The organism is Bradyrhizobium sp. AZCC 1577 (assembly GCF_036924575.1).
Taxonomy (GTDB): domain Bacteria; phylum Pseudomonadota; class Alphaproteobacteria; order Rhizobiales; family Xanthobacteraceae; genus Bradyrhizobium.
The window spans coordinates 3,974,068-3,992,336 of sequence record NZ_JAZHRQ010000001.1 but is presented as its reverse complement, the minus strand read 5'-3'; the positions used below and the strand labels follow the sequence as shown (position 1 = coordinate 3,992,336).

At 62.6% G+C, this 18,269-nt stretch carries 22 protein-coding genes, 1 tRNA gene and 2 pseudogenes; 11 read left to right on the top strand and 14 right to left on the bottom strand.

Annotated features, from left to right (window positions below; all coding sequences use genetic code 11):
- Nucleotides 1-456 precede the first annotated feature (456 nt).
- Genes V1278_RS18630 through sigJ form a run of 3 tightly spaced genes read left to right on the top strand, consistent with a single transcriptional unit; the run spans nt 457 to nt 2,231 of the window.
- Complete coding sequence (locus tag V1278_RS18630; protein WP_334381841.1) at nt 457-834, top strand: hypothetical protein; 378 nt, start codon at nt 457-459, stop codon at nt 832-834.
- A 19-nt stretch (nt 835-853) separates the two neighbouring features.
- The gene (locus V1278_RS18625) at nt 854-1,372 is read left to right on the top strand and encodes a hypothetical protein (protein WP_334381840.1); all 519 of its coding nucleotides are present in this window, start codon (nt 854-856) and stop codon (nt 1,370-1,372) included.
- Entirely contained in the window at nt 1,344-2,231 is an 888-nt protein-coding gene (gene sigJ / locus V1278_RS18620) for an RNA polymerase sigma factor SigJ (protein WP_334363376.1), read from the top strand. Before V1278_RS18625 ends, sigJ begins: the two co-directional genes overlap by 29 nt.
- 11 nt (nt 2,232-2,242) lie before the next feature.
- Here sigJ and V1278_RS18615 read toward each other — a convergent pair whose 3' ends face one another.
- Complete coding sequence (locus V1278_RS18615; protein WP_334381839.1) at nt 2,243-2,914, bottom strand: O-methyltransferase; 672 nt, start codon at nt 2,912-2,914, stop codon at nt 2,243-2,245.
- 91 nt (nt 2,915-3,005) lie between these two features.
- Between V1278_RS18615 and V1278_RS18610 the strand changes: the two genes are divergently transcribed.
- Nucleotides 3,006-3,671, top strand: coding sequence for a TetR family transcriptional regulator (locus tag V1278_RS18610; RefSeq protein WP_334381838.1), 666 nt, complete (start codon nt 3,006-3,008; stop codon nt 3,669-3,671).
- Here the strand turns inward: V1278_RS18610 and V1278_RS18605 are convergent.
- From V1278_RS18605 to secE, 5 genes are all read right to left on the bottom strand, one after another.
- The gene (locus V1278_RS18605) at nt 3,644-4,603 is read right to left on the bottom strand and encodes a 2-hydroxyacid dehydrogenase (protein WP_334381837.1); all 960 of its coding nucleotides are present in this window, start codon (nt 4,601-4,603) and stop codon (nt 3,644-3,646) included. The genes V1278_RS18610 and V1278_RS18605 overlap by 28 nt on opposite strands.
- Nucleotides 4,604-4,731: 128 nt before the next feature.
- A complete protein-coding gene (gene rplA / locus V1278_RS18600) occupies nt 4,732-5,424 on the bottom strand; it encodes a 50S ribosomal protein L1 (RefSeq protein ID WP_057843562.1) in 693 nt (230 codons plus the stop codon).
- Between the two features lie 6 nt (nt 5,425-5,430).
- Nucleotides 5,431-5,859: a 50S ribosomal protein L11 gene (gene rplK, locus V1278_RS18595; protein ID WP_028349072.1), complete on the bottom strand. Its 429-nt coding sequence runs from the start codon at nt 5,857-5,859 to the stop codon at nt 5,431-5,433.
- A 130-nt stretch (nt 5,860-5,989) separates the two neighbouring features.
- Nucleotides 5,990-6,520: a transcription termination/antitermination protein NusG gene (gene nusG / locus V1278_RS18590; protein ID WP_028349073.1), complete on the bottom strand. Its 531-nt coding sequence runs from the start codon at nt 6,518-6,520 to the stop codon at nt 5,990-5,992.
- 20 nt (nt 6,521-6,540) lie between these two features.
- Nucleotides 6,541-6,732, bottom strand: a complete 192-nt coding sequence (secE, locus tag V1278_RS18585; protein ID WP_028349074.1) for a preprotein translocase subunit SecE — start codon at nt 6,730-6,732, stop codon at nt 6,541-6,543.
- A 359-nt stretch (nt 6,733-7,091) separates the two neighbouring features.
- Here secE and V1278_RS18580 point away from each other — a divergent pair, with 359 nt between their 5' ends.
- Nucleotides 7,092-7,277: a hypothetical protein gene (locus V1278_RS18580; protein WP_334381836.1), complete on the top strand. Its 186-nt coding sequence runs from the start codon at nt 7,092-7,094 to the stop codon at nt 7,275-7,277.
- A gap of 92 nt (nt 7,278-7,369) precedes the next feature.
- On the opposite strand, the gene V1278_RS18575 is transcribed toward V1278_RS18580, so the two are convergent.
- A tRNA-Trp gene (locus tag V1278_RS18575) sits at nt 7,370-7,445 on the bottom strand.
- A gap of 148 nt (nt 7,446-7,593) precedes the next feature.
- Between V1278_RS18575 and V1278_RS18570 the strand changes: the two genes are divergently transcribed.
- A complete protein-coding gene (locus tag V1278_RS18570; protein ID WP_334381835.1) occupies nt 7,594-8,817 on the top strand; it encodes a serine hydrolase domain-containing protein in 1,224 nt (407 codons plus the stop codon).
- Nucleotides 8,818-8,936: 119 nt separating this feature from the next.
- Here the strand turns inward: V1278_RS18570 and V1278_RS18565 are convergent.
- Nucleotides 8,937-9,648: pseudogene (locus tag V1278_RS18565) on the bottom strand (SDR family NAD(P)-dependent oxidoreductase).
- On the opposite strand from V1278_RS18565, the gene V1278_RS18560 reads away from it, so the two are divergent.
- Complete coding sequence (locus V1278_RS18560) at nt 9,560-9,763, top strand: hypothetical protein (RefSeq protein WP_334384340.1); 204 nt, start codon at nt 9,560-9,562, stop codon at nt 9,761-9,763. The pseudogene V1278_RS18565 and the gene V1278_RS18560 sit on opposite strands and share 89 nt — an antisense overlap.
- 31 nt (nt 9,764-9,794) lie before the next feature.
- On the opposite strand, the gene V1278_RS18555 is transcribed toward V1278_RS18560, so the two are convergent.
- A complete protein-coding gene (locus V1278_RS18555; RefSeq protein ID WP_334381834.1) occupies nt 9,795-10,505 on the bottom strand; it encodes a histidine phosphatase family protein in 711 nt (236 codons plus the stop codon).
- Nucleotides 10,506-10,643: 138 nt separating this feature from the next.
- Between V1278_RS18555 and V1278_RS18550 the strand changes: the two genes are divergently transcribed.
- Nucleotides 10,644-11,429 carry an SDR family NAD(P)-dependent oxidoreductase gene (locus V1278_RS18550; protein ID WP_334363386.1) on the top strand — a complete coding sequence of 262 codons (786 nt, stop codon included), beginning with the start codon at nt 10,644-10,646 and terminating at the stop codon, nt 11,427-11,429.
- Between the two features lie 17 nt (nt 11,430-11,446).
- Here V1278_RS18550 and V1278_RS18545 read toward each other — a convergent pair whose 3' ends face one another.
- From V1278_RS18545 to V1278_RS18535, 3 genes are read right to left on the bottom strand one after another with little or no spacing between them, the layout of a single operon-like run.
- Nucleotides 11,447-12,358 (bottom strand): DMT family transporter, encoded by a 912-nt coding sequence (locus V1278_RS18545; RefSeq protein WP_334363387.1) that lies wholly within the window; start codon nt 12,356-12,358, stop codon nt 11,447-11,449.
- A 5-nt stretch (nt 12,359-12,363) separates the two neighbouring features.
- The gene (locus V1278_RS18540; RefSeq protein ID WP_334363388.1) at nt 12,364-13,422 is read right to left on the bottom strand and encodes a phosphotransferase family protein; all 1,059 of its coding nucleotides are present in this window, start codon (nt 13,420-13,422) and stop codon (nt 12,364-12,366) included.
- Nucleotides 13,423-13,479: 57 nt separating this feature from the next.
- Entirely contained in the window at nt 13,480-14,712 is a 1,233-nt protein-coding gene (locus V1278_RS18535) for an acyl-CoA dehydrogenase family protein (protein WP_334363389.1), read from the bottom strand.
- 207 nt (nt 14,713-14,919) lie between these two features.
- Between V1278_RS18535 and V1278_RS18530 the strand changes: the two genes are divergently transcribed.
- The 3 genes and pseudogenes from V1278_RS18530 (at nt 14,920) to V1278_RS18520 (ending at nt 16,396) form a co-directional block, all read left to right on the top strand.
- The gene (locus V1278_RS18530) at nt 14,920-15,612 is read left to right on the top strand and encodes a TetR/AcrR family transcriptional regulator (protein WP_334363390.1); all 693 of its coding nucleotides are present in this window, start codon (nt 14,920-14,922) and stop codon (nt 15,610-15,612) included.
- A 7-nt stretch (nt 15,613-15,619) separates the two neighbouring features.
- Nucleotides 15,620-15,829: pseudogene (locus V1278_RS18525) on the top strand (IS481 family transposase); the annotation flags it as partial.
- A 240-nt stretch (nt 15,830-16,069) separates the two neighbouring features.
- Nucleotides 16,070-16,396 carry an antibiotic biosynthesis monooxygenase family protein gene (locus V1278_RS18520; protein ID WP_334381833.1) on the top strand — a complete coding sequence of 109 codons (327 nt, stop codon included), beginning with the start codon at nt 16,070-16,072 and terminating at the stop codon, nt 16,394-16,396.
- Nucleotides 16,397-16,406: 10 nt separating this feature from the next.
- Here V1278_RS18520 and V1278_RS18515 read toward each other — a convergent pair whose 3' ends face one another.
- A complete protein-coding gene (locus tag V1278_RS18515; RefSeq protein ID WP_334363392.1) occupies nt 16,407-16,799 on the bottom strand; it encodes a RidA family protein in 393 nt (130 codons plus the stop codon).
- Nucleotides 16,800-16,893: 94 nt separating this feature from the next.
- Complete coding sequence (locus tag V1278_RS18510; RefSeq protein WP_334381832.1) at nt 16,894-18,120, bottom strand: CaiB/BaiF CoA transferase family protein; 1,227 nt, start codon at nt 18,118-18,120, stop codon at nt 16,894-16,896.
- Between the last annotated feature and the right edge of the window lie 149 nt (nt 18,121-18,269).

Sequence of the window (18,269 nt, the reverse complement as noted above, 5' to 3'; positions counted from 1 at the left end):
GGTGTCGAGGTTCGAACCAAATCAGCGATGGCGCCGCGCAAGGCGACGCTAAAGCGAAATCCGGTCTTCACCCGTCTATGCAGGCCATAAGATTAAGCCGTTGAGGAACTTGCGTTTCTTCGCGGGCGCCTGCAGTCTCGGACAGGATCGGGGCCATCCGGCAAGCCGAAGGACCCCTGCCGCATTCCACGAAACGATGAGTTTTCGTTCCTTTCGAGCAATCCATGCGGATGTCCTGAAAGGAATGATCTCCTACCGTAACGGGTTTTCGGAATGCGCGCACAGACGTGCCAGCAGCTACGGCCAGCACGCCTGGAAGCCATTGTTTAACGAGTCTTGCCCGGCTTGCCAAGAGCAAAATTCACACCAGTTCACGGACCGGCCGGACAACAATTTTTCTTTGATGGTTCCGTCACACCGGCGACGTTTGCCTCGTCTTGGCCGCAGGAGGTTCTCATGCGGCGTCAGTTGGCAGCCATTCTTGCAATACCCACGGTTCTAAACGGGCTGGTCATGCTCGTGGCCGGACCGCTCTGGTACGAAACCGTCCCCGGGGTGCCGGACACCGGCCCGTTCAATCCACATTTTGTTCAGGACATCGGTGCGGCGTTCCTCGTGGCCGGCCTGGCACTGGCCGCGCGGGCATGGCGCCCCCGCTATTGGCCGGCGGCCGTGGCAGGCGCCGGCTTCCTCGCCGCGCACGGTCTGATCCACCTGGTGCTGATCGTTAGCGGGCACGCCCACAACGCCGCGTTCGATCTTCTTGCCGTGGTCCTGCCCTCCGCACTCGCCCTCTATTCCGCCTTTCCCAACCAAGGAGAACAATATTCGTAGTTGGATCGCCCGCCGCAGTTTGCGCGCATTCGCCAAACGCTACGGTTACGACGTCAGCTATCTCGAAATGATGCTGATCGAATCGCCTGGCGCCTTTTTCAAGTTCGCGCCCATCATGAAGGCGGCCGCGCACCGCGAGGCGGTCCCGACCGATGCGAGTTTCGCTGCCAAAATCGTCGGCGCGCTGGCGGAGGATTGCGGCCCCTGCACACAACTGGTCGTCGACATGGCGCTGGAAGCGGGCATGGCCAAGGACCAGATTGAGGCGGTTCTTCGCCGCGATCCGCGCGCAATGAATGATGCGACCATGCTCGGGTTCCGGTTTGCCGACGCCGTGGTGCGCCGCTCCGCCAACGACGACGAGTTTCGCGACGCCGTCCGCGCCCAATGGGGCTCGAAAGGCGTGATAGACCTGACCATGGCGCTGCAGCTCGGCCGCATGTTCCCGATGGTGAAAGCCGGGCTCGGCTATGCCAAGGAGTGCCGCCGCGTCTCGGTGAATGGGCACGATGTCGATGTCGTCAAACAGGCTGCATGACGGCGACCCGCTGGCGCCCCATCGCGGGCGTCTGCTCGGGCTCGCCTATCGCATGCTCGGCAGCCGCAGCGACGCCGAAGACGTCGTGCAGGACGCCTATCTCCGCTTTGCCGGCGCCCAGGATGTCCGCAACGCGGAAGCGTTTCTCGTCACCATCGTGACACGGCTTTGTCTCGATCGCCTGAAGAGCGCGAAGGCGCAGCGGGAGATCTATATCGGGCCTTGGCTTCCGGAGCCGGTGTGCGACGCGGAAAGCCTGTCGGCCGAAGCCGCCACCGAACTGGCCGACGACCTATCGTTCGCCTTGTTGCTGGCGTTGGACCGGCTTTCTCCGATGGAGCGCGCGGCCTTCCTGCTGCACGATGTGTTCGACACGCCGTTTTCCGAAATCGCCGCGATGCTCGACCATAGCGAGGCCGCCTGTCGTCAACTTGCCTCGCGCGCCCGCCGAGCGGTGCGCGACAACCGCCCGCTACCCGCGGCCGCGCCGGACAATCACGCGCGCCTGTTGCGTGCTTTTAGCGAAGCGGTTGCCAGCGGCGACGTCAGCCGGCTGGCCGAATTGCTGCGCGAGGACGCGGTTGCGATCACCGATGGCGGCGGCCGCAAATTCGCGGCACGCAATCCGATTGTTGGGAAAGACAAGGTCGCCCGCTTCTTCGTCGGCATTGCCGGCAAAACCGCCGGCCAGGACGTCCGTATCGAGCCGGCTGTCATCAACGGCGCCATTGGCGCGCTACTCTATCTCGATGGCGAACTCGACCTCACCTTGAGCATGGCGATCGATGGCGAAAGAATCGCCGCGATCTATGTCGTCCGCAACCCCGACAAGCTGCGCCACGTGCCGCGCCCCAGTTGAATGCGGATCGGTCAGCAGGAACCGATCCGCATGGATAGCTCGACGTCCTCGCCGAATGGCGTGGACAGATAGCCGCCGGCCGACGCGCGCACGCGCGCCAGATAGTCGGGGCTGTCGTCGGCATTGTCGGCGACGATTAAGGCGCCCGGCCGAAGGCGGCTCTCGACCAGGCTCAGGATTTCCGGATAGAGCGCTTTGGCCCCGTCGAGCAGCAGCAGGTCGAGCGTATCGGGGAGCTCGACGCTGAGCGTCTGCAGGGCGTCTCCCTCCCGAATCTCCACGAGGTCGATGAGCCCGCCGGCCATCAGATTGTCGCGGGCTCGCGTCACCTTGGACTGCTCGAACTCACTGGTGATCAAGCGGCCACCGCCATTGTCCCGCAATGCTGCGGCGAGGTGCAGGGTCGAGATGCCGAACGAGGTCCCAAACTCGACGATCGTTCGCGCGCGAGAGCTTCGCGCCAGCATGTAGAGTAGCGCGCCGGTTTCTCGCGAGACGGCGAGCGGAGCATTCTTCAGGCGCCCGTAGAGGTCGCGGTAATCGGTCTCGCTGCGCATCATGCGCGCGCGAGCTTCGTGCGAGAGATCGGCCACGGCAGCCTCGGTCTCTGCTGAGGCCGCGTCGGCCTCTTCGAACAGGCGATCCAACAGGGGCGCAAGCGGGGTGGTGGTCAGCGTGGTCATGCAGGTCTCCGGTCTGGGTGAGCGCGTCGTTGCGCCGGACCAAAATACGACTAATCATTCGCGTTATCTAATCGCATTCCCGCCGCTCCTGATGACCGATCGTCGAAGTCCTTCAGTTTCCTCGCGAAAACAGCCCCAGCAGGCCCGCTCGACCGAGCTCGTCGCGGCGATCCTGGGTGCTGCTGTTCAGGTTTTGGAGAAGGAAGGCGCGCAACGCTTCACGACGGCGCGGGTGGCCGAGAAGGCCGGCGTCAGCGTCGGATCGCTGTATCAATACTTCCCGAACAAGGCGGCGATCCTCTTCCGCCTCCAGAGCGACGAATGGCGGCAGACGACCGAGCTGCTGCGCGGCATCCTTGAGGACGTCCGGAGACCGCCGCTCGAACGGCTGCGTACGCTGGTCCACGCCTTCATCCGCTCGGAATGCGATGAGGCCGCGGTGCGTGTCGCACTCGATGACGCTGCCCCGCTCTACCGCGATGCTCCGGAGGCGCACGAAGCGAGGGCGTCGGGGGACCGCACTGTCCAGCTCTTCATGCAGGAAGCGCTGCCCGAAGCCTCGGAGGCGACGCGTGCACTGGCCGGTGAGCTGATCACAACGACGCTCAGCGCGGTGGGAAAGCAGTTTTCGGAAAGTCCTCGAATCCCTGCCGAGATCGAGACCTATGCCGACGCCATGGCGGATATGTTTTGCGCCTACCTCAAAGGGCTCGCGCACCGCGGAGACGATCAGGCGGAGCTTGACGTCACGGGGTGAGCGAGCGGCTTACCGGCAAAGAACGCCTCAAGATTGGCCAACACGCAGTTCTGCATCGCCACATGCGACTCCAGCGTATGGCCGCCGATGTGCGGAGAGAGCACGACATTGGGCAGCGCCGTCAGGGCGTCCGGCGCATGCGGCTCCTTCGCATAGACGTCGAGGCCTGCGCCGGCGATGGTCTGATCGGTCAGTGCCGCAATCAGCGCAGGCTGGTCGATCACCGAGCCGCGCGAAATATTGACGACGTAACCATCCTTGCCGAGCTTGCGCAGAATATTGGCATCGACGACGTGATGGGTATCGGCGCCCGCCCGCACCGCGACCATCAGGACACTGCACCATTCGGCCAGCGCATCAAGCGTCGGAAAATATTGATAGGGAACGTCGTGCTGGCGACGGCTGAAATAGCCGACCTCGGTCTCGAACGCGGCCACCCGCGCCGCGATCTTGCGGCCGATTTCGCCCATGCCGTAGACGCCGATTTTTCGGCCAAGCATGCCCGCCTGCGGTCGCATCATGGGCGAAGGCTTTGCGGCCGCCCAACTTCCGCCCCGTACGTAATCGTCCGCCACCAGTAACCGCCGCGTAGCCGCCAGCATCAGCGTGACCGCGATATCCGCGACCGACGCCGCATTGGCGCCTGGGCTGTGACCGACGGCGATCTTCCGTTTCGCCGCCGCCACCAGATCGACGCCGTCATAACCGGTGCCGTAGCAGATGATCGCGCCCAGTTTCGGCATCATGTCCATCGCGTCGCCACGAAGCGGCGTGCCGCCCGCCGTGATCAGTGCTCTGATGTCCGCGAGTTGCTCGGCGGAGAACACCTCATTCGGCGCCTTGCCGGCGGCGTTCAGCAATTCAAAGCGTTCGCCAAAGCGCTCCATCTGGGCTTTCGGGAAACGCGAATAGATCAGGACTTTCTCGGGCATTGTTCTTCCTTCTTGCCAAGTCCTTGCCAAGTCCGACGGGGCGACGATTACGCAAAAGCGACATCAAACGCAAAGGGCGGAATCGGTTGCCCGATTCCGCCCCTGCAATTCACTTAAACCGCCACGAACTAGCCGAGCAGCGTGCCCGGCTCGACCTTGACGCCCGGGCCCATGGTGGAGGAGACCGCTACGCGCTGGATGTAGGTACCCTTGGCGCCGGCCGGCTTTGCCTTCGCCACCGCATCCGCAAGTGCCTTGACGTTCTGCACCAGCTTTTCTTCGGAGAACGACGCCTTGCCGACACCGGCCTGCACGATGCCGGCCTTCTCGACGCGGAATTCGACCGAGCCGCCCTTGGCGCCCTTCACGGCTGACGTGACGTCCATCGTCACGGTGCCGATCTTCGGGTTCGGCATCATGCCGCGCGGGCCGAGCACCTTACCGAGGCGGCCAACCAGCGGCATCATGTCGGGGGTTGCGATACAACGGTCGAAGTCGATCGTGCCGCCCTGGACCTTCTCGACCAGGTCTTCGGCGCCGACGACGTCAGCACCGGCAGCCTTGGCTTCGTCCGCTTTGGCGCCACGGGCGAACACGCCGACGCGCAGCGTGCGGCCGGTGCCGTTCGGCAGGTTGACGACGCCGCGAACCATCTGGTCGGCGTGGCGCGGGTCGACGCCGAGATTGATCGCGATCTCGATCGTCTCGTCGAACTTCGACGTGGCGCGTTCCTTGACCATCTTGATGGCATCCGCGAGCGGATAGAGCTTCTCGCGGTCGATGCCCTCACGGACCTTCTTCAAACGTTTTCCGATTGCCATGGTCCGTTACCCCGCAACTTCCAGACCCATCGAACGGGCGGAGCCCTCGACCATCTTCATGGCCGACTCGACGGAATCGCAATTGAGATCCTTCATCTTCTTCTCGGCGATCTCGCGCACCTGCGCGCGTGTCACCTGGCCCGCCTTGTCGCGGCCCGGAGCTTTCGAGCCGGACTGGATTTTGGCAGCCTGCTTGAGGAAGTAGGACATCGGCGGCGTCTTCATCTCGAAAGTGAAGGAACGGTCCGCATATATGGTGATGATCACCGGGATCGGGGTGTTCTTTTCTTCCTTCTGCGTCTGCGCGTTGAACGCCTTGCAGAATTCCATGATGTTGAGGCCGCGCTGACCAAGCGCGGGGCCGATCGGGGGAGACGGATTGGCCGCACCCGCCGGCACCTGAAGCTTCAGGTATCCGGTCACTTTCTTTGCCATGTATCGCTCCTGTTGTGCCGGCCGGGGCCGGCGGTTTCAGGGTCCGTGGTTCGGTTGAAGCGCGGTTGGCGACCGCCCTCATCCTCCCACGGCCTTAGTTGACGCGAAGACAAGCTTCGCGCCGCTCCGATCAGACCTTCTCGACCTGACCGAATTCCAGTTCGACGGGCGTGGCGCGGCCGAAGATCGACACCGCGACCTTCACGCGCGAACGCGCTTCGTCAATTTCCTCGACCACGCCGGAGAACGACGCGAACGGACCATCGGCCACGCGGACGTTCTCGCCGATTTCAAACGACACCGTGGCCTTCGGCCGCTCAACACCTTCCTGCACCTGCTGCAGGATGTGCATCGCCTCGGATTCGGAGATCGGCATCGGCTTGTTTTCGGCGCCGAGGAAGCCCGTCACCTTTGGCGTGTTCTTGATGAGATGGAACGCCTCGTCGGTCAGTTTCATCTTCACCAGCACGTAGCCCGGGAAGAACTTGCGCTCCGCATCGATCTTGCGGCCGCGGCGCACCTCGGTGACCTTTTCGGTCGGCACCAGCACCTGGTCGAACAGTTCCTCGAGGCCGCGCTGCTTCGCCTGCTCGCGGATCGATTCCGCCACCTTCTTCTCGAAATTCGAGTAGGCGTGAACGATATACCAGCGCTTGTCCATCGTAAGGGTTCCGGTGCTCATCATTGGACGCCCAGCAGGAAGGTGACGACGTAGCGGATGATCAAATCCGACAGGAAGAAAAAGATCGAAGCCAATGCGACCATCACGAAGACCATGATCGTCGTGATCGTCGTCTCGCGGCGCGTCGGCCAGGTGACCTTGGCGGTCTCCGAGCGCACTTCCTGCAAGAATTTGAACGGGCTGAAAGCCATCGTTGGTTACCGCGTCCTTCGTGAGACGATTGCGATTTAAAGCGAATTCAAACAGCCCTCTAGTGCCCAGCCCTCTCTCGAAGGATGAGCCGCCAAGCGGGCTCGATTGTTCGGGGGAATTCAAAGCCGCGCCGGATATCCGCATCTCAACGGGCCGGCAGCAGGTGGCGGGTATCTACTGCCGCCCGGGCAAAAGGTCAAGGTACGGGGTGCCGCGGCCCCTGTTCGGCTGGCTGAACGGGACGGAGCCATTGGTTAACCCGCCGGTACCGTGTCGGCTCAAATGCACCCAAGGCCGCCACCCTGATTTTAAAAGCTCCTGGATATCCTGTTTGCTCCACTGGGATAGTGAGACGACCATGGCACTGTTGGGCCAAGACTGCGAAAGACCTTCGGGCGAGACCGCCTGGACCATTCTCGACGCGGCACACGACCTCGGCGACACCGTTACCGTCGATGCCTGCCGGCGGGTGATCGATGCAGACCTGCGCGGCGACACGCCGGCCACCTCGGACATGGCGGTCCTCTCCGCGTTCTTCGGCTAATAGCCGGGCAGCGCCAGGGAAATCACCGCGGATTGATCGATCCGCGAAGGATCGCCGGCCTGTCGAAAATCAGCTTAAGTATTTGATTTAGCTGGCAGGAGTGGCAGGGCTCGAACCTGCGACCCCCGGTTTTGGAGACCGGTGCTCTACCAATTGAGCTACACTCCTGCAGGGAACCGCCGCATGCGTCGGTTCGTGCCGTTTCAAGCATAGGGCATGCCCCGATTGCAAGGGCGAAGCAGCCTACCGCCCTATCCAAAGCACGCCTTCTGCGCCAGACTTGGTCACCACAACAACAAGCGCAACGGGAGAGACCATGAACGCGCAGACCGCCGCCCGGCAGACTTCCGCCCCCCAGACCCCTTCGCTCCCGCAGGCCAAGCCCGAAACCATCGGCCTCTCGAGCGTCCGCCTGCAGCGGATGTCGGACGCTTTCAAGCGCGAGGTGGACAAGGGAACCCTGCCCGGCGCCACGGTGATGGTGGCGCGGCGCGGCCAGATCGGCTGGTTCGATGCGATCGGCCGCCAGAGCCCGGTAGCCAGCGCGCCGATGGCGCAGGACAGCATCTTCCGTATCTTCTCGATGACCAAGCCGATCGTCTCGGTCGGCATCATGATGCTATTCGAGGACGGCCACTTCATCCTTGGTGATCCCGTCGCCAAATTCATTCCGGAGTTTGCCGACCAGAGGGTCGGCATCGAGAATAACGGCAAGCTCGACCTCGTGCCGGTGGAGCGGCAGATGACGGTTCAGGACCTGCTGCGGCATACGTCCGGCCTGACCTACGACCACACCGGTAACGGCCTCGTCCAGCAGCTCTATCAGCAGTCGCGGCTGCGCAGCCGCAAGATCACCAACGCCGAGCACGCGACCATGATCGCCGGCATGCCGCTGATCTGCCAGCCCGGCGCGGAATGGAACTACAGCCGCTCGACCGACGTCCTGGGCCGGATCATCGAAGTCGTCTCCGGCAAGTCGCTCGGCGCGTTCCTGACCGAACGCATCCTGGCACCGCTGCAGATGGCCGAGACCGCTTTCCATACCTCAGAAGCCAACGCCGGCCGCCTCGCCGAACCGTTCGCGAATGATCCGTGGAATGGCGACAAGGTGCAGCTCTTCAACATGCTGGAGAAGCCCGCGATGGAATCCGGCGGCGGCGGGCTGGTCTCAACCACCATGGACTATGCGCGGTTCTGCCAGATGCTGCTTAACGGCGGCGCGCTCGATGGTAACAGGATCATCGGCCGCAAGACGCTGGAATTGATGGCATCGGATCATCTCGCCCCAGGCGTGAAGGTCTCTTCGCCGCTGATGCCGCCCGGTCATGGTTTTGGCCTCGGCTTCGCGGTCCGCACTCAAAGAGGCATCGCGCCGTTCCCGGGATCGCTCGGCCAGTTCTTCTGGAGCGGCATGGCCGGCACGTTCTTCTTCATCGATCCCGCGGAAGACCTGTTCACGGTCTTCATGATGCAGGGGCCCGGCCAGCGCGAATACATCCGCAACATGCTGCGGGATCTGGTGTACGCGGCGGTAGAGTGATTTCTCGTGCCCCGGACGCGATGCGTCGCTGAGCCGGGGCCTACCACCTTCGCCGCGGTTCGCATGGGTCCCGGCTCTGCGGAGCAGCGCTGGCGCTGCACCGCGTCCGGGACACGAGATCAACTGATCGTCGCGCCGCCGTCGATCACGATGGTCTGCCCCGTCATGAAGTCGCCGGCCTTCGACCCCATCAGCACCGCAGCGCCCGCGATTTCGTCCGGCACGCCGATGCGCAAGAGCGGCGAGCGCGCGGTGGAAGCTTTCAGCGTCTCCGGATTGTCCCACAGCGCTTTCGCAAAATCGGTCTTGATCAGGCCGGGCGCGATGCAGTTCACGCGGATATTGTGCTTGCCGTATTCGCAGGCCAGATTGCGCGCGAGTTGCATGTCGGCCGCCTTCGAGATCGCGTAGGCGCCGAGCACGGTCGACCCCTTCAACCCGCCGATCGAGGAGACGATGATGATCGAGCCGTCCTTGCGCTCGATCATCTGCGGCACCACCATGTTGATCAGCCAATTGTTGGCGACGATGTTGTTGTCCAGAATCTTGCGGAACTGTTCATCGGAGATGCCGCCGAGCGGGCCGTAATAGGGATTGGACGCGGCGTTGCAAACCAGCACGTCGATCTTGCCGAAGGCGCGGTTGGACTCGTCGACGAGATTTTGCAGGTTTGCCTTGCTGGAAATGTTCGCGGCGATCGCGACCGCCGTCCCCGTGCCGAACTTGTCGTTGATTTCCATTGGTGACCTGGTCGCAAACATCCTGCTTGCGCGAGGAGATCACGACCTTCGCGCCGTGCTCGGCCATCCGCTCGGCGATGGCGCGGCCGATGCCGCGCGTCGAGCCGGTGATGACGGCGACTTTCCCGGTCATATCGAACAAGCTCATGTCTCTCTCCCCGATGTTGATCCAGCGCGATGCCGGTTTCGTCTTCAATTCGAACTAAGCAGCCTTTGCGGTCCTCAACAACTTGAGGCTTACGCGAGTTTGGTCGACGGCGGCTCGACCTCCGGCCCGGCCGGCTGATGCATCGCGTTGTGCGAGGCATCCGCGATCCACGGCTGCTGGTTCACCATTGGCAGCCGCCAGGCATTGTGGCCCGCGGTTGAAAGATGATCGAGCCGCGTCACCGAGCAATTGTCGATATCGAAGGCGAGACCTTTCTCCGGCTGACCGCCGAGCGCAAACCCGACCGCAGCCCTGATCGTGCCGCCATGCGCAACCACGATGATGTCCCTGCCCGCCTGTTCGGCATTGATGCGTTCGATCGCGTCGCATGTGCGATTGTACAGGTCCATGAAACTCTCGCCGCCGGGCGGGACCTCGTCGATGTCCGCAAACCAGTGACTGCCAACAGGGCGGCCGGCAAGGAACGCCACGCGATTCAGGCCCTGCCACTCACCGAGATGCTGCTCGGCAAAGCCATTTACGTGCGGCATCTTCGAAGGCTTCGGAAAGCCGGCGGCCCAGATCGCATGCGCAGTCTGATGCGTGCGCTTCAGATTGCTTGCATACCAGACGGCGTTGCGCGGCAGGATTTTTCCGACCGCCTCGAACACGATGCGATCACTGCAGTCGCAGCCGAGATCCTTCTGCCCGTAAATGCAGCCGTTATCTTCGCGAACCGGCGCATGGCGGATCCACCACCATCGCGTCGTGACTGTCGTCGACTTGCCTGGATTGGACATCGCAACGTCCCTTCAATACTGTTCGTTGTCGCTGTACGTCAGAGCACGCATCGTCTCAAGTGACTTGGCGTTTGAAATCTTGTTTGAATTCCGCAACGCGGCACACGCCGACACGCATAACACTACAGGGAGAAGCTCATGGGCCGCCTCGAAGGCAAATCCGTCATCATCACAGGTGCCGGAAGCGGCATCGGACGCGCAGCATCGGTGCTGTTTTCCAAGGAAGGGGCGAAGCTCGTCATCGTCGACCGGACCGAGGGCGTAAAGGAAACCGCCAAGCTCGTCAGCGATGCCGGTGGCACCGTCGAGGCCGTGATGGCGGATGCCGGTTCGGAAGCCGATGTGAAGGCGTTCATCGACAAGGCGGTTTCGAAATACGGCCGGCTCGATGCGATCTGGGCCAATGCCGGTGTCAGCGGCGGGCTGGTGCCGCTGGCCGAGCAGACCGTCGAACACTGGCAGGAAGTTTTGCGCATCAATCTGATCGGGCCATTTCTCGCGATCAAGCATTCGATGCCGCACATGATCAGGCAGCAGTCCGGCTCGATCGTCTGCACCGCTTCCGTTGCAGGGCTTAAGGCCGGCGCCAGCGGTCATCCCTATGGCGCGAGCAAGGCCGGCGTCATCAGCCTGGTGCAGACCACGGCCTATTCGCTGTCCGGCACCGGCGTGCGCATCAACGCGGTCTGCCCCGGCCTGATCGAGACCGGCATGACCAAGCCGGTATTCGACCGCGCCAAGGAGCGCGGCACTTCCGACAAGATCGGCCAGCTCAATCCCCTGAAGCGCGCCGGCCAGCCGCACGAGCTCGCCGCGATGGGCCTGTTCCTCGCCAGCGACGAGGCTTCCTACGTCAACGGCCAGGCGATCCCAGTCGATGGCGGTCTCACCGCGTCGATGCCGTATACGGGGAAGCCAGTCTGATGTTTGTCGCATCATGATCACAACCCGTCGGGCGGCAGGCCCGATGACTCTGCTGCCAGCGCACGGTGACGGATGCGCTCGCGGTAGAAGGCGTAGAGGCCTGACAACACGATGATCGAGGCGCCCAGCACCATCATGGCATCGGGTACATCGCCGAACAGGAGATAGCCGAGCAGCATCGCCCACAGCAGCGCGGAGTAGCGGAACGGCGCCACCGCCGAGATGTCGCCCGAGCGCAGCGCCGAGATGATGCATTGATAGCCGATCAGCAGCAGCACCGCGGCCAGCGCCTGCAGGCCAAGGGCGCTCGCCGATGGCGGCGTCCAGCCGCCGAGCGGAACGAGGATGGCCCCGCCGGCCGCCGTCACCGTGACGGTCGTCAGCAAGGTGATGAACAGCGACGGAATCTTCGCCGGAATTTTCCGCGTTGCGAGGTCGCGCAGTGCGCAGAACGCCACCGACACCAGCGCGAACAGCGAGTACTCGCTGAAGCCTGCCAACCCCGGCCGCACGATGATGAGCACGCCGACGAAGCCTGCAACAATCGCCGACCAGCGCCGCCAGCCGACCGGCTCGCCAAATATCACTGCGGCGCCGAGCGTGATCGCCAGCGGCAGCGCCTGGAAGATCGCCGAGGTGTTGGCGAGCGGCAGATGCACGAGCGCTGCCATGAACGAGATCGTGCCGCCGATCTCGCCGATCACCCTGAGCGCCACCGGTTTTTGCACCAGCGTGCGCAGCGGACGCAACGCACCCTGATGCCAGGCGAACGCTGCGACCAGCACGATCGCGAACAGCCCGCGCACCAGCATCACCTGGCCGAAGTTCATCTCTGACGACACCGCCTTGGTGATGGAGTCGTTCATGGTGAACGCCGCCATGGACACCGCCATGAGCAGGCTGCCGCGGATATTCGGAGAGAGTGCCAATTCCGTTAGGTCGCGCCGGCTTTCTGAGCGTATTCCCAGGAAGACTTCGACAGCGGCACGGTGCGCGCCGCCGACTCCAGCGCCTTGGCGTTCGCAGCGGTGCCATCGCGAATACGTCCGGCGATACCCTGCGTAATGCCGGCGAGGCGGAACATGTTGTAGGCGAAATACCAGTTGAGATCGGGCACTTCCATGCCGGTGACGTTGCAGTAGATCTGCGCCGCCTCCTCCACGCTCGGAATGTTCAGCGCCTTGAGATCGGCTTTTTCCAAGCCCGGCATGGTCCACTGCATCAACAGATAAGTGAAGTCGGCCATGGGATCGCCGAGCGTCGACAGCTCCCAGTCCAGCACCGCCTGCACCCGCGGTTCCGTCGCGTGGAAAATCATGTTGTCGAGGCGGTAGTCGCCGTGAACGATCGAGACGCGCTTCTGTTCAGGTACAGTTCGCGGCAGCCATTCGGCTACTTTTTCGAATTCCGGAATGTGCTGGGTTTCCGAGGCGCGGTATTGCTTGGTCCAGCGGTCGATCTGGCGCGCGAAATAATTGCCCGGCTTGCCGAAATCGCCAAGCCCGATCGCTTCCGGATTGAAGACGTGGAGCTTCGCCAGCGTCTCGATCTTGCTGGTGAAGATCTTGCGCCGGTCGTCCGGCGTCTGGCTCGGCAGTGTCGGGTCCCAAAATACCCGGCCGTCTTCCATCGACATGATGTAGAAGGCGGCCCCGATCACGGCATCGTCGGTGCACAGCGCGTAGGCCTTCGCGACCGGAAAGCCCTGCTTGCCGAGCGCTGCAATGACGCGGAACTCGCGGTCGACCGCATGCGCTGACGGCAGCAATTTGCCGAACGGTTTTCGGCGCATCACGTAGGATCGGGCCGGCGTTTCGAGCTTGTAGGTCGGGTTAGACTGGCCGCCCTTGAACTGCAGGACCTTTAGCGGCCCCTGGTAGCCCTCGACATGCTCGCGCATCCAGCCGTCGAGGCTCGCCTCATTGATGCGATGGCGCTCTTCGACTTCCTTGGTGCCTGAGAACTCTTCGTCTTTCCTGACGCCGTCCGCCACGATGACGCTCCCTTGGATTCTTCTTGGACTTTGGGGAGCGCCATCGATGGCGTCCCGTTAGTGCGTAGCGTTTGCATACTTCCGAAGTTCAAGTCTGGCAATGGCGCGGTTATGCACCTCGTCCGGACCGTCCGCCAGCCGCAGCGTGCGCACATGCGCGTAGTCCACCGCCAGTCCGGCGTCATCGGAGACGCCGCCGCCGCCGAACGCCTGGATCGCGTTGTCAATGATCTTCAGCGCCATGTTCGGCGCCGCCACCTTGATCATGGCGATCTCGAGTTGCGCGGTCTTGTTGCCCACCTTGTCCATCATGTCGGCAGCCTTGAGGCACAGCAAGCGGTTCATCTCGATGTCGATGCGGGCTTCCGCGATGCGCTGCTCCCAGACCGAATGCTCGATGATCTTCTTGCCAAACGCGGTGCGCGACGACAGCCGGCGCACCATCTTCTCCAGCGCTTCCTCAGCCTTGCCGATGGTGCGCATGCAGTGATGGATACGGCCCGGACCGAGACGGCCCTGTGCGATCTCAAAGCCCTTGCCCTCGCCGAGCAGGATGTTCTCCTTGGGAACGCGGACGTTCTCCAGCAGCACCTGGGCGTGGCCGTGCGGCGCATCGTCGAAGCCGAACACCGGCAGCATTTTTTCCACCTTGATGCCGGGCGTGTCGAGCGGAACGATAATCTGCGACTGCTGCTGGTGACGCGCCGCGTTCGGGTCGGTCTTGCCCATCAGGATCGCGACCTTGCAGCGGGGATCGCCGACGCCGGACGACCACCATTTGCGGCCGTTGATGACGTAATGATCGCCATCCTTCTCGATGCGGGTTTCGATGTTGGTGGCGTCCGAGGATGCCACCGCAGGCTCGGTCATCAGGAAGGCGGAGCGGATCTCGCCGTCCATCAACGGACGCAGCCATTTGCGCTTCTGCTCCTTGGTGGCATAGCGCATGAACACTTCCATGTTGCCGGTATCGGGCGCGGAGCAATTGAAGACTTCGGACGCCCAACTGATGCGGCCCATCTCCTCGGAGAGCGGAGCGTATTCCAGATTGGTCAATCCTGCGCCACGGAATTCATCGTCCTCATGCGAGGACGGCGGCATGAACATGTTCCAGAGGCCTTCGGCGCGCGCCTTCTTTTTCAGATCTTCCAGGATCGGGATCACCTTCCAGCGCTCACCCTGCGCGTCCTGTTGCTTATAGATCGGCACCGCGGGGCGGACATGCGTGTTCATGAACGCGCGCACGCGGTTCAGCCATTCCTTTTGCTTGTCTGACATATCGAAATTCATGGGACGCTCCTCGGCTCTCGGCTTCTGAAAATCGCGTTTGGCCGCACTGTCTGCCCGCCACTCACGGCCGGCAAGCCGTTTTGCGAACCTGACAGTCCGGTCGGCTGGAGATGCGACACGTTCGCAAACGTTATTGACATTTCCAGCCCTTCAAACGATAGTTTCATACAACTGTTTGAATTGCAACTCCCCAAACGGGGGCCAGATATGTCGAGCGATCGGACCCGGTCTGCCATCCTTGCCGCCGCGGAAAAGCTTTACGCCGATCGCGGCTTCGGCGACGTAACGCTGCGCGACATCGTCGCGGAAGCCAACGTCAATCTCGCCGCGGTGAACTATCATTTCGGTTCCAAGGACGAACTGATCGCGGAACTGTTCGTCACCCGCAGCCTCGCCACCAACCGCGAGCGGCTCAACGAGTTGAAGCTTGCGGAGGAAAAAGGCGGTGGCCGCGCGCCGATCGACACCATCTTCCACGCGCTGGTCGGCCCTCCCCTGCGCGGCTGCCTCGGGCCCGACCGCGAAGGCTCGACCGCGGCGCGCTTCATGATCCGCGCCTCGATTGAATCGGTGCCGCCGATCCGCCGCATCAAGAACCGCGAGGTCGACCATCTGCGAAAATTCATCGCCGCGATGCGCCGCTCGCTCCCCGGCCGCGACGACGCCGAACTCTATTGGGGACTGCATTTCGCGCTGGCAATGTCGCATCATACCATCCGGGAAAAAGAACGGCTGTCCAGATTGTCGGAAGGACAATGCGACCTCAACGACGTCGATGCCATCATCGACCGCGTCGTTTCGGTCTCCGTGATGGCACTGACCGGCGGCGAGGCGCCGGCGAAAAAAGCGGCGGCGCGACCCGTGGTGCCGCACGGGAGACTGACCCGGCAAGACCTGTGAGTTGGACTCGTCAACGCGCAGCTATATCTCTTTCAAGGGGCAGTTCTGGAGAGTTCCGCAAGCCTTTGTCGGCGAGCGTCTCGCCATTCGACCGCTCGATCGCGACGGCAACTACGGTATCTTCTTTGCCAGCTGGCAAGTCGCATCGATCGACCTGACCAATGGCCAACCTGTCAGTGATGTGTCCGAACAGGTGTCAGCCATGTCTCCGGACTAAACACTTCGCGGACGATGACAACGGAATATGAGGCGACATGCTCGCGACGTACTTACGCGGGCGGCGAATCAGTTCGCCGTCGGTAGCTCCGGTCGTGCGGGATATCCAACCCACGCCAATGCGCGCGAGGTGAAGCTAGCGCACCTCGAATGGCTCGGAACGCTCGGGCTCGCTCGGCAGTTGTAGCGTTGAGGCAAGTGGACGCCTCACTACTGGCGAAGATCACCGAGAGGAATGCCGATGCCAACCCAGCCAACCATCGCCCGCATCTGGCGCGGCCGGACGCGGCCCGAAATTGCGGATAGCTATGAAGCCTATATCAAAGCCGAAGGAATCCCGCCGCTGGAGAAGACCGCGCTTGGCGTCCAGCTATTCCGGGAGGATCGTGAACATGAGAGCTGGTTCACGACCATCTCCTATTGGCCGAACCTCGAGGCGATGACGGCTTTCACCAAGGGCGAGCCGACGAAGGTGCACCATCTCGACCGCGATCCTGAGTTCTTGATCGAACTCCCCGAGTTCATCCAGATTCACCGGATCCTGGTCGACCGGCAGGGCCTGCGTTGATTGGAACGCCCTACATCACGGCGACACAATCAATCTCGATATCGAACGGTGCGAACCATTCGGGAACGCAAACGAAGATGCGCGCCGGGTGATCTTCCGGGAAGTAGCGCGCGTAGATCGCGTTGACCGTGGCGAAATGCGCTACCGAGGTGCAGTAGACGTTGCACTTCATGACATTTTGCAACGATGTGCCCGCGATCTCCAGGCACAGCTTCAATTGCTGAAGGACGAGTTCGGTCTGGCGTTCGATCGGGCCAGCGAAGAGCTCGCCGGTGTCGGGATCGAACGGCGGCAGGCCGGAGACGAACACCATGCCGCCGCCGCGCGTGACCGGCGATACCGGCGCGCCCCGCTTTGCAAGCCAGGACGAGATCGGTTCGACGCGAATGACTTCCCGTTTCATCGTTGCACCTCTCGAGCAGACCTGATCGAGGGTGCAAGTTAGCTCAATCCGATGCCACCATGCTTCGATTGAGGTGGAAGTATCGATGTCGAGATCAGACGATCTTCTTCTCCTTCAGCGCTTCCACCTTTGCCTCGTCATAACCAATCGTCGCCAGCACGTCCTTGGTATCCGCGCCGAGCAGCGGCGGCGCGCGATATTCCTTCACCGGCGTCCCGGAGAAAGTGATGGCATTGCGGATCAGCGACAGGTCGGACTGTAGCGGATGGTTGACCTTGACCTGCATGCCGCGCGAGCGGACATGCGGATCGGAAAACACCTGCGAGAAATCGTTGATAGGACCCGAGGGCACGCCGGCCTTCTCCAGTTCTTCCAGCCAGTAGGCGACCGGCTTATTCAGGAACAGCCCGGCGAAGATCGCCATGATCTCCTTGCCGTGGACGACGCGGTCGTTGTTCTTGACGAAGCGCGGATCGGTGGCGAGTTCGGGCGCGCCGAGCACGGCGCAGGTGCGCTGGAATTGGCCGTCATTGCCGACCACCAGCATCAATTCCCCATCGGTGCATCGGAACACGCCGGCCGGCATGCCGCCATTACCCCAGGTGCCGCGCCGCGGCGGGGTCTGGCCGTTGACGAGAAAGATCTGTGCGTAATGCGACAGCGCGGCGATAACGGTGTCGAACAGGCAGACGTCGACATGCTGCCCCTCCCCGCCATTAACCTTGCGGTGATAGAGCGCGGCCAGAATGCCGATCGATGAGTTCATGCCGGTCATGTAGTCGACGATCGAGGGGCCGACCTTCATCGGGCCGGCGCCGGGCTCGCCGTCGATATGGCCCGTGACGCTCATCAAGCCGCCCATTGCCTGCAGGATCGCGTCGTAACCGGCGCGCGGCGCGTAAGGGCCGGTCTGGCCGAAGCCGGTCACCGAGCAATAGATGATGCCGGGATTGATCGCCTTGATCGATTCGTAATCGAGCCCGTAGCGCTTGAGATCGCCGACCTTGTAATTCTCCATCATCACGTCGCAGCTCTTGGCGAGCTCGCGAATGATCTCCTGGCCCTCCGGGGCCGCGATATTGACGGTAAGGGATTTCTTGTTGCGGTTGGCGCAGAGGTAGAACGAGTTGTTATTGTTCTGCTTGCCCTCGGGATCCTTCAGGTAAGGCGGGCCGAAGGCGCGCGCGTCGTCGCCGCCGCCGGGACGTTCGATCTTGATCACCTCGGCGCCGAGATCGGCGAGCATCTGCGCCGACAAGGGACCAGCGAGCACCCGCGTCAGGTCGAGAATTTTGATGCCCGATAGTGGCAGAGCCGACATGAACGTCCTCCGAATTTTTGGCGTGGTGGCGCGGGAACAGAATCCGGCGCTGCGATGCTTGCCGATACACTATTTTGTGCGGCTGAGCCCTGCATTGTCGGCATGTAGGTATCCATCGCTGACTGGAGCTGCGACGAGGGCTCCGATCG